General features: G+C 62.0%; 8 protein-coding genes. 5 read left to right on the top strand and 3 right to left on the bottom strand.

Going from position 1 to position 9,445, the window contains the following annotated elements; all coding sequences use genetic code 11:
- Window positions 1-124 precede the first annotated feature (124 nt).
- The 3 genes from VF629_RS10495 to VF629_RS10485 all read left to right on the top strand — a co-directional run bounded on the left by VF629_RS10495 (window position 125) and on the right by VF629_RS10485 (window position 4,805).
- On the top strand, window positions 125-2,068 hold the full coding sequence (locus tag VF629_RS10495) for a DUF3857 domain-containing protein (protein WP_331058432.1): 1,944 nt from the start codon (window positions 125-127) through the stop codon (window positions 2,066-2,068).
- 174 nt (window positions 2,069-2,242) lie between these two features.
- Complete coding sequence (locus VF629_RS10490) at window positions 2,243-4,219, top strand: DUF3857 domain-containing protein (protein WP_331058431.1); 1,977 nt, start codon at window positions 2,243-2,245, stop codon at window positions 4,217-4,219.
- An 88-nt stretch (window positions 4,220-4,307) separates the two neighbouring features.
- Entirely contained in the window at window positions 4,308-4,805 is a 498-nt protein-coding gene (locus VF629_RS10485; RefSeq protein ID WP_331058430.1) for a PaaI family thioesterase, read from the top strand.
- A gap of 9 nt (window positions 4,806-4,814) precedes the next feature.
- On the opposite strand, the gene VF629_RS10480 is transcribed toward VF629_RS10485, so the two are convergent.
- The 3 genes from VF629_RS10480 to VF629_RS10470 all read right to left on the bottom strand — a co-directional run bounded on the left by VF629_RS10480 (window position 4,815) and on the right by VF629_RS10470 (window position 7,724).
- Window positions 4,815-5,165 carry a hypothetical protein gene (locus VF629_RS10480; RefSeq protein ID WP_331058429.1) on the bottom strand — a complete coding sequence of 117 codons (351 nt, stop codon included), beginning with the start codon at window positions 5,163-5,165 and terminating at the stop codon, window positions 4,815-4,817.
- Between the two features lie 5 nt (window positions 5,166-5,170).
- On the bottom strand, window positions 5,171-6,667 hold the full coding sequence (locus VF629_RS10475; RefSeq protein WP_331058428.1) for a DNA integrity scanning protein DisA nucleotide-binding domain protein: 1,497 nt from the start codon (window positions 6,665-6,667) through the stop codon (window positions 5,171-5,173).
- 247 nt (window positions 6,668-6,914) lie between these two features.
- Window positions 6,915-7,724, bottom strand: coding sequence for an energy transducer TonB (locus tag VF629_RS10470; RefSeq protein WP_331058427.1), 810 nt, complete (start codon window positions 7,722-7,724; stop codon window positions 6,915-6,917).
- Between the two features lie 163 nt (window positions 7,725-7,887).
- Here VF629_RS10470 and VF629_RS10465 point away from each other — a divergent pair, with 163 nt between their 5' ends.
- A complete protein-coding gene (locus VF629_RS10465) occupies window positions 7,888-8,301 on the top strand; it encodes a RidA family protein (protein ID WP_331058426.1) in 414 nt (137 codons plus the stop codon).
- A gap of 69 nt (window positions 8,302-8,370) precedes the next feature.
- Window positions 8,371-9,324 carry a bestrophin family protein gene (locus tag VF629_RS10460; RefSeq protein WP_331058425.1) on the top strand — a complete coding sequence of 318 codons (954 nt, stop codon included), beginning with the start codon at window positions 8,371-8,373 and terminating at the stop codon, window positions 9,322-9,324.
- Window positions 9,325-9,445 lie beyond the last annotated feature (121 nt).

The raw sequence follows: 9,445 nt of genomic DNA, 5'->3' as shown, positions 1-9,445 counted from the left end.
AGATTGGGCTACCTGACCTCTGCGGACCTCCGCGTTTTTCCTCCGCGAACCTCCGCGAGAAACCAAACGTGCGGAAATACTGAGAAATAAATAGTTACGTTGAATATTCTTACATTAATATACCATGCTGCGATACCGACTATCCATACTTCTCCCCTGCTTCCTGCTGGCCGTGGGCGCCAGCGCCCAGGCGCCCAGCCAGGCGGTGGCCGAAATGAAGAAGCAGTACCCCGGCGAAAAAGCCGTGTACCTGGAAATGCGGCAGGATTTGACCGTGGAAATCCGCAACGACTCGGTGCAGGTGCTGGCCCGGCACCACGCCGATATGCTGCATCTGGACGAGCAGTCGGCTATGTACGCCAACGACCGCGTGTATAGCGCCCACTTCAGTCGCTTGCAGAAACTGGAAGCCCGCACAATGGTGCCCAACGGCGAGAAATTCAAAACCGTGAAGGTGACCGACTTCAAAGAAAAGTTCGAGACGCAGTCGGGCGTGTTTTTTGACGACACCCGCTCCACGTCGTTTACCTTTCCCTCCATTACACCCGGCGCCCGCACCGTGACGGACTATACGGTGAAGCACGTAGATGCCCGCTTCGTGATGCCGTTTTTTGTGGGTTCCTACGTGCCCGTGCGGCACGCCGAGCTGACCATTACGGCGCCCAAAGGCGTGCGCATCGGCTACAAAACCTTCCACGGCGAGCACGCTGGCATCAAGTACACCAAAGAGGAAAAAGGCAGCCAGGTGGTGTACCGCTGGACGGCCGACAACCTGCCGAGCCCGCCCCGCGACGCCGACGGGCCCGAGGCCAGCTACTACCTGCCGCACATCGTGTTTTATGTGGAAGAAGCCACGGTAGCCGGCCAGCCGCGCAAGCTCCTGGCCGGCGTGCCCGAGCTGTACACCATGTACGCCGATTTCGTGAAGCGCATCGACCGGCAGCCCAGCCCCGCCTTGCAGCACCGCGTCGACTCGCTGGTGGCCGGGGCCAAAAACGAAGAGGACAAAGTGCGCCGCATCTACTACTGGGTGCAGGACAACGTGAAGTACATTGCCTTTGAGCAAGGGCTGCGCGGCTTCATTCCGCACGACGCGGGCTTGGTGTATGCGCGCCGCTATGGCGACTGCAAGGACATGGCCCACCTTACCAACGAGATGCTGCACCTGGCCGGCGTGAAGAATGCCTACCTGACCTGGGTGGGCACCCGCGACCTGCCCTACAAGTACGCCGAATTGGCCACGCCTGGGGTCGACAACCACATGATTGCCACCTACGAGCCCAAGCCGGGCGAGTACGTGTTCCTCGACGCCACCAGCAAGCACACGCCCTACGGCATGCCCTCGGCCATGATTCAGGGCAAGGAAGGCTTGCTGGGTCTCGACGCCAAAACCAGTCGGGTGGTGCCCATTCCGGCCATGGACCGGGCCCGCAGCGGCACGGACGACGCGTCGGTGCTCACCCTCGACGGCACCACCTTGCGCGGTACCGGCCGCTTGAACCTGGCCGGGTACACCAAAGTGAACCAGAGCTACGGCCTTGACGGCCTCGACCGTACCAACCAAACCAAGTACGTGAAGGCCCTGCTGGAGCGCGGCAACAATAAGTTCTTCGTCGACAAATACAGCATTGCTAACCTCGACGCCCGCGACCAACCCCTGACCATCAGCTACGACTACCGCTTGCAGGATTACGTGCAGCAAGTCGATGACGAAGTGTACATCAACCTCAACCTGGAGCGGCCCTTTGCCACCGACCGCATCGACTCCGTGGCCCGTAAGCTGCCGCGCTACAACGAGTTTGCCCACACCGCCCGCACCCGCACCGAATTGGTGGTGCCTGCCGGCTACGAGGTGAGCTACCTGCCGCCCGCGGCGCAGGCTCAGGGCGATGCCATCGGTTTCAAAGTGAGCTACGAGCGCAAAGGCGACAAAATCATCCAGGACCGGGAGGTGTACATCAACTACTTGCTCCTGCAGCCCAAGCAGTTTAGCAGCTGGAATTCGGTGGTAGGCAAGCTGGGCAACGCCTACCGCGAGGTGGTTATTCTGAAGAAAAAGAAGACTTAAGCACCGCTTCGGTCATGGTGACAACCAGCCGGTCATGCAGAGCGCAGCGAAGCATCTCGCGTGCTTCAACTAATTAGTAACTGCACGCGAGATGCTTCGCTGCGCTCTGCATGACGGACGGCATCTTGCTCTCAACTACTTACTCCTTGCTGAAAACTCTATACTATCCATAACATGCGTCCCTTTCTCCTGGCAATTCTCCTGCTAATTGCTGCCGCGGCCCCGGCCCAAACCCTCCCGGCCGACCTCATTCACGCCGGCTACAACTGGGACGTGAAGCGCCGCCAGCGCCTGCCCATCTCGGCGGAGGACGCCGAGCTGCCGGCCCTCATTCTCCGCGATTTCACCAGCCTGGAGTACTACTACGACAAGGGCCGCAAAGACTTCCGCCTCTTCGCCACCGAGCACCGCATTGTGCGCGTGAACTCGTCGGACGGCATCGAGCGCTTCAATAAGATTGTGGTGCCGGTGCTCGAATCCGGCGCGGCCGTCGACATCAAGGCCCGCACCATCAGCCCGCGGGGCGAGGTGCACGAGGTGAAGGCCGCCGACATGAAAGAGCTAAAGGACCAGGAGGGCGGCCGCGGCTTCCGGGTGTTTGCCGTGGACGGCGTGGAAAAAGGCAGCGAAGTGGAATACTTTTACACCCGCGAGCGCCCCTTCAACCACTTCGGCAACGAAGTGCTGCAGTCCGAAATCGCGTCGCGCGACGTGGTGTTTGAATTGATTTCGCCCGAGACGCTCACTTTCGAAGCGCGCGTGTACCACGGCCCCGAAGCGAAAGTGGACACCACCATGGCGGGCCGCCGCGCCCTGCGCCTCACGCTGAAAACCGTGCCCGCCCTGCGCGAGGAGGCATTTGCCAACGTATCGGCCCAACGCACCCGCGTGGAATACAAGCTGGCCTACATGGCCAGCCGCGGCCAAGTGCGGCAATTCACCTGGGCCGACGCCAGCCAGTTTCTCTACCGCAACATGACCGCCTTGAGCAAGGACGACGTGAAAGCCGTGGCCAAAGTGCTGGCCGCTGCCAAGCTGCCCACCGTGGGCCCGCTGCCCGAGCGCATTGCCGCGGCCGAAAACTACGTCAAGCTTAATTTTAACCTCGAAGAAGGCGCCACCCCGGCGCTGCCGCAAGTGGTGGCCACCCACAACGCGCCGGAAGCTGGATTCACTCACTTGCTGGCGGCCATCTACCGCACGTTGGGCATCGAGTTCGAGCTGGTGGTGACGAGTGGCCGGGAGGCAAACCCGTTCGACGGCAGCTTCGACACCTGGGACTACCTCGACCACTTTGCGCTGTATTTCCCCGGCACGGGCCAGTTTTTGGCGCCTGGCCGGCCCGACTACCGCTACGGCATGCTGCCGGCCGAATGGACGGCGGGCTCGGGCTTGTTCATTAAAGGCGTGAGCTTGGGCAACATCGAGTCGGCGGTGGGGAAGGTGAAGGAGATTCCGGCCCTGGCGGCCGAACAAAGCCCGCACGACATTGACGTGACCGTGGCTTTTTCGCCGGACCTCAGCAACAGCACCCTGCAACTGCGCCAGACGCTGGGTGGCTACCCGGCCATGCAAATCCAGCCTTTCTGGGCCCTGATTCCGGAAGACAAGCGCACGGAGCTGATGCAGCAACTGCAGAAATCGGTGGTGCCCGACGCCACCAACTTCCAGAAGCTAGGCGTGCGCAACGTGGAGCGCGGTACCAACCCGCTGGCCAAGCCTTTTATCATCGAAAGCCAGCTCGAATCGGCTTCGCTGCTCGACAAAGCCGGCCCCCGCTACCTCTTCAAAATCGGCACGCTGCTGGGGCCTCAGACGGAACTGTATCAGAAAGAAGAGCGGCAGTTCGACGTCGAAAACGACAACAACCGCCGCTACGTGCGCACCATCCGCTTCGACGTGCCGGCCGGCTACGCCGTGCGCAACCTCAAAGACCTGAACGTGGACGTGAAAGCCGGTGGCGACGCCGGCAAGCCCGATTTCGACTTCCGTTCCTCCTTCGTGCAGGAAGGCCAGACCGTGACCGTGACGGTGGCCGAAAACTACCGCCAGGTGCGCTGGCCCAAGGCTGACTTCGAAGCCTTCCGTGCCGTGGTAAACGCCGCCGCCAACTTTAACAAAGTGGTTCTCGTGTTGGACAAAAAGAGTTAAATAATTCTTTCAGCACAAACCCGAAACGTCATGCTGAGCGTAGCCGAAGCATGACGTTCTTTAAGGTGCATAACTCAATTGCCGCCCCATGCTCGCTACCATCGATTCTCCCCAAGCTGCCGCTTTCCGTCGCCAGGTCCTCAGCCCCACTAAACTGCGGCTGTTCATGCTGCGAAAGCTCCCCATGGCCTGGCTGGCGGGCCTGCGCCTCACCGAGCTCACGGCCGAAGGCGCCGCGGTAAGCATACGGCTTAAGTATTTGACTCAAAATCCGTTTCGCAGCATCTATTTCGCCTGTTTGGCAATGGCGGCGGAATTGGCCAGTGGCATGCAGGCCATGATGCACGTGCAGGCCGGCGGCCCCGTGTCGATGCTGGTGGTGAACATGCAGGGCAATTTCACCAAAAAAGCCGTCGGCCTCATTGTCTTTACCTGCCCCGATGGGGCCGCCATTGCCCAAGCCATTGCCGAAAGCCGCGCCACCGGCGAAGGCCGCACCGTGGACTGCACCAGCACCGGTACGGATGAGGCCGGCGACGTGGTGGCCGTGTTTCGGTTTACCTGGTCGTTTCGGGCCAAGAAGTAGCCGCGCCGGTTAATAGTAGCCCTGCCACACCAGCCACCCTACAAGTAGCAGGAACAGCACCAGGGCCAGTATGCGCCGGTAGGTGTCATTGGCACGCAGCTGGTGGACGTAGGCTTCGGCGGCCGGAGCGGTGAGCAGGTAGCCGCGCCAGGCCTTGTCGGGCGACGCCAGGAACCATCTTTCCCGGCACGTCTGGCACTGGTAGCCACTTTCGGGCTCGAAGGGTTGCCGGACCGCCGAAATGGGGTAAACGAGGAGCTGGCACCGGGCTAGCTTTTGTTGCAGCTGGGTTTCGAGCAGGTCAAAATCGTTCTGGGACGCGAAGCGGTAGATTTCGTGCTCGAAACAGTCATGGCACATGACGTCTACTCTTCCACCGAGGTGATGATGTCCACCAGTCCGTCTTCGCTCACCACCACGGCCAGGCAAGGGTAGTCGGAGCTTTCCACGTAGCGCAGGGCCGAGTTGTAGCGGGCGCCGCGGGTGCTGTCGCCGCGGCCCGAGGCCCGGCCGTCCAGAATCACGCCAATGGAATAGCAGTAGCCTTCGGGGTCGAGCAGCACGGCGCCGTCGATGCTGGTGACGAGGCGGGTGATGAGCGGCGTGAGCGGCACCGGCTCAATAAGCGTGCACTGCAGCTTGAGGCGGTCGGCTTCGGCCAGGGCCTCGGTGGTGATGACCAGGAGGGTGCCGTGCTTCTGGTGGCTGGCCTCGAGCACCACGCCCCAGAGGCGCTCTACTTTGGCCGTGTCGGTGAGGGCGAAAGTGCGCTTGAGGGCCTTCCGAAAACCCGTGCGGTTGAGGCGGGTGCGCGGCAGGCCGGGCAGGCCGTAGTGCGAGCGCACCAGCACGTGGCCGGCGTGCTGCAATTCCCAGGAATAGTGCGTGACAAAGTCGATGACGAACAAATCCTCGCGCGAGGCGTCGTAGTGCCCGATTTGGCGGCCCAGGGCGTACACGTTCTCCCCGTCGGAAAGCAAGTGTACGTCGGGCGTGGTCATCTCCAGCAGCTTGCGCACGGCGCGGTAGTCGGTAAGCTCGGTGGGGCAGGTGAGGGCAAAAATCTCTTCGATGTTGGGGTGGCCGCGGCGGGCCAGCAGCATCTTGCCCACGCCCTCGGCGCCCTCATAGCGCAGGCTGCTGATGGTGTTGCACGTGGTGAAGAGTTGCACGGTGGCTGGGTCGACGCCCAGGGCCTGGGCGGGAGTGTCGAGCAGTATTTTGCCGGCGCTGCGCAGCAGTTCCTCGCTTTCGCGCGGCCGCACAAAAATGCTGGCACCAGGCTCGGCCTCGGTCAGCGCTTTCACGCCTTCCTCGTTGAAGCGGTACATGGCCGCCACCAGCAGCGACGGCGCCAGCGGGCGGCCGTCGGTGTAGAAGCGGTGGGGGCGCAGCGATGGGTAGGCTCGTACCGGCTTGCGCTGCAGGCGCAGCACCGTGGCCACAAAGTAGCCGTTGATTTCGACCGGCCAGCCGGCAAAGTGCTGGTGCGGAGCGTGCTCGTCCACGATGTCGAGGATTTCCTGCACGGCATCGCGCACGCCCATGCCCTCGTGCTTGCGCCGAATCATGGCTGGGGTCACGTCGCTGCGCTCAGGATAGGGCCGCGGCGTGGTGCTCTGAATGACGCGGCCGCGGGCCACGGTGCCCACAAAGGCCTCGGCGGGCAAGCCGCAGTCTTCGGGTTCGAGGCAGCGGGCGGGCAGGTTGGGGTCGATGGGCAAGGCCAGCAACACCACTTGGGGCTTCAGGTCGTCGTCGAGGGCATCAAACAGGTCGTGGGCAAGGGTTTGCGCGGCACGGTGGTAGCGCGCTTGGTGGGGCCAGAGGAGGGTGGGGGCGGGGGCGAGGGTGGGCGTCATGGCGGAAACAGTCGAAAAACAACAAACTCCCCTCCTTACCAACCGAAGGTCAGCGTAGCTAAGGAGGGAATGCTGACGCGAAGCGGCAGCTGGGGTGGTTAAAGTCGTTGAACGACTCGCGTTAGGTTCGTTGTCTTGAATCGTTCGGGCATCGTTCAACGCCCGCAACCACCCCCGTCCGAACCTTCGGTTCGAACATCCCCTCCTTAGCTACGCTGACCTTCGGTTGGCAAGGAGGGGAGTTGACTTACAGTTGGAATAGAACCGGCAAGAGCATCTTTTGCTTTATCGGCTTGCCTTGGAAGGAGGCGGGCTCCCACTTCGGCGCGGTTTTGATGAGGCGCAGGGCTTCTTCGTCGAGGCCGGAACCCAGGCGTTTCACCACGCGGGCATCGGTGAGGCTGCCATCGGTTTGCACCATGAACTCGACCATCACCTTGCCCTCAATTTTGCGCTGGCGGGCCAGCAGCGGGTACTTCTGGTTTTTCTCAATCCAGTCGAAAAAGACCTGGGTGCCGCCCACGGGCTGCGTGGGGCGGTCGGGCGCCACCACGGGCCGCGCGTTGGGGTTGGCCGAAGCGGCAATGTCGGTGGCCGACGTGGTGATGGGACGTTCCTTCACGGGAGCGCTGGCGGTGGCCATGCTGCCCGGCGACATCACGAACGACACCGGCACCACCACGCGCTGGCGCACCACTTGGTTGCGGTGCTTGGCTGGCGTCCAGTGCGGGGCGCTTTTGATGAGGCGAATGCCTTCGGCGTCCAGCTCCGGCGACACGGGCGTTTCTACTTTTACCTCGTTCACGGTGCCGGTTTTCTCCACAATGAAGCTCACCTTCACCGTGCCCTGAATGCCTTTTTGCATGGCCGCGGCGGGGTAGCGCTGGTGTTCGGCCAAGAATTGAGCGTATTTCTCGGTGCCGCCCAGGGGCACGGCGGGCTGCTGCACGGAGTCGTACACCTCGGTGGCGGAGGGCTTGGGCGGCATCTTGCGCTTTTGGGCGTGAGCACCGAAGAAAATAAAACTGCTGAGGGCTAAAAGTGGCAAGAATTTCATGCGGAATAAAATAGCAAACACGGTTAGAAAAGTAGAAAACTGCGAATGCAAAGAACGGCATTTCACTACGCCGCGCCGCTAAAAACCTTGCCAGTATCGGCCCGATTCGTTAGGGCTGACGTTCTTTGGCGCAGTTTACTTTTCACCCGCCCGCTTTTTTGCCATGAACCAGCCCCCCTCCCGCGCCCCCGAGCCCGTGGGCGCCTATCCCTACACCCGCCGCGCCGGCAACCTGCTGTTTCTTTCCGGCGTGGGCCCGCGCCAGCGTGGCCAGAAAGCCATCCCCGGCGTGGAGCTGGACGCGGCCGGCAACATTCTGAAGTATGATTTTGAAAGCCAGTGCCGCGCCGTGTTTCAGAACGTGCGCTACATACTGGAGGAGGCCGGCGCGGAGTGGGACGACCTGGTCGACGTCACGGTTTTCCTGACCAACATGAAGGACGACTTTCCGGTCTACAACCGCCTCTACGCCGAGTACTTCGCCACGGCCCAGCCCTGCCGCACCACGCTCGAAATCAACTGCCTGCCCACGCCCATTGCCATCGAGTTAAAGTGCATTGCCGCGGTGGCGAGCTGAGGCGCGCCGAACCTCGAGCGTGCGTTTGGAGTTAGTGCAGCCGGGCCGAACCCGTCCTTTTCTATTTGCATGTACGTCAGGAAGAACATTCGTTTTAAAGTGGTGTGGCGGCTGGTGTGGCGCAGCTTGCTGCTGTTCACCATCTACGACTCCATTATCTGCCTGCTGTACGAGTACGGCGGCTTCCATTGGATTGACATTCCGTGGGGCGGCGTGGCCACGCTGGGCACGGCCGTGGCCTTCTTCATCGGCTTCAAGAGCAACGGCAGCTACGACCGGTTTTGGGAGGGGCGGCAGCTGTGGGGCACCATCGTGAACGTGAGCCGGACCTGGTCCATTCGCGTATTTCACTTCGTGGAGCCCCTGCCCGGCGACCGCCTGCCCGACTCGGAGGACATCCGCGACCTGCACCACCGCCTGCTCTACCGCCAAATAGCCTGGGTAAACGCCCTGCGCCTGCACCTGCGCCGCCAAACCGCCGAGCGGTGGGACTCCGACGTGGCCCCCTTCCTCGACCCCACCGAGGACGCCGACGTGCGCCAGATGAGCAACCCGCCCACCCACTTGCTGCGCCAGCAGAGCAACGAGCTGCGCCAGCTGCACCAGCGCGGCCTGCTCACCGAATTTCGCCACGTGGCCCTGATGGACACCATTCAGGACATGTTCAACGCCCAGGGCGGCTGCGAGCGCATCAAAAACACGCCGTTTCCGCGGCAATACGCCTTCTACAGCTTCCTGTTTGTGTGGGTGTTTGCCGTCGTGCTGCCGCTGGGCCTGGTGGCCGAATTTTCGAAGATGGGCCCCGGCCACATCTGGCTGATGGTGCCGTTTGCCGTGCTGGTGTCGGGCGTGTTCAACACCATCGAGGTGGTGGGCCACACCAGCGAAAACCCCTTCGACAACCTCATCAACGACGTGCCGATGACCTCCATCTGCCGCAGCATCGAAATCGACTTGAAGGAGCTGCTCGGCGAAACCGACTTGCCGCCCAAGATGGAACCAGTGGAAGACGTCCTGTACTAAGGGCTGAATCAAGGGCTGGATTGGCGCAGGGCAAAATAGGCCGTCATGCTCATCTGGCGTCCGCGCAGCCGAAGCATCTCGCGTGGGGTAGTAATTCATTTACCATTGCAGGAGAGATGCT

The sequence above is a fragment of the Hymenobacter sp. genome, assembly GCF_036388155.1.
In the GTDB taxonomy this organism is placed as follows: Bacteria; Bacteroidota; Bacteroidia; order Cytophagales; family Hymenobacteraceae; genus Hymenobacter.
This window is presented reverse-complemented; position numbering and strand designations above follow the sequence as displayed.

Excerpts from the sequence above, each read along its gene's own strand:
- VF629_RS10460 (WP_331058425.1), top strand. The coding sequence starts at position 8,371 with ATGTACGTCAGGAAGAACATTCGTTTTAAAGTGGTGTGGCGGCTGGTG.
- VF629_RS10490 (WP_331058431.1), top strand. The coding sequence starts at position 2,243 with ATGCGTCCCTTTCTCCTGGCAATTCTCCTGCTAATTGCTGCCGCGGCC.
- VF629_RS10485 (WP_331058430.1), top strand. The coding sequence starts at position 4,308 with ATGCTCGCTACCATCGATTCTCCCCAAGCTGCCGCTTTCCGTCGCCAG.
- VF629_RS10480 (WP_331058429.1), bottom strand. The coding sequence starts at position 5,165 with ATGTGCCATGACTGTTTCGAGCACGAAATCTACCGCTTCGCGTCCCAG.
- VF629_RS10475 (WP_331058428.1), bottom strand. The coding sequence starts at position 6,667 with ATGACGCCCACCCTCGCCCCCGCCCCCACCCTCCTCTGGCCCCACCAA.
- VF629_RS10465 (WP_331058426.1), top strand. The coding sequence starts at position 7,888 with ATGAACCAGCCCCCCTCCCGCGCCCCCGAGCCCGTGGGCGCCTATCCC.
- VF629_RS10495 (WP_331058432.1), top strand. The coding sequence starts at position 125 with ATGCTGCGATACCGACTATCCATACTTCTCCCCTGCTTCCTGCTGGCC.
- VF629_RS10470 (WP_331058427.1), bottom strand. The coding sequence starts at position 7,724 with ATGAAATTCTTGCCACTTTTAGCCCTCAGCAGTTTTATTTTCTTCGGT.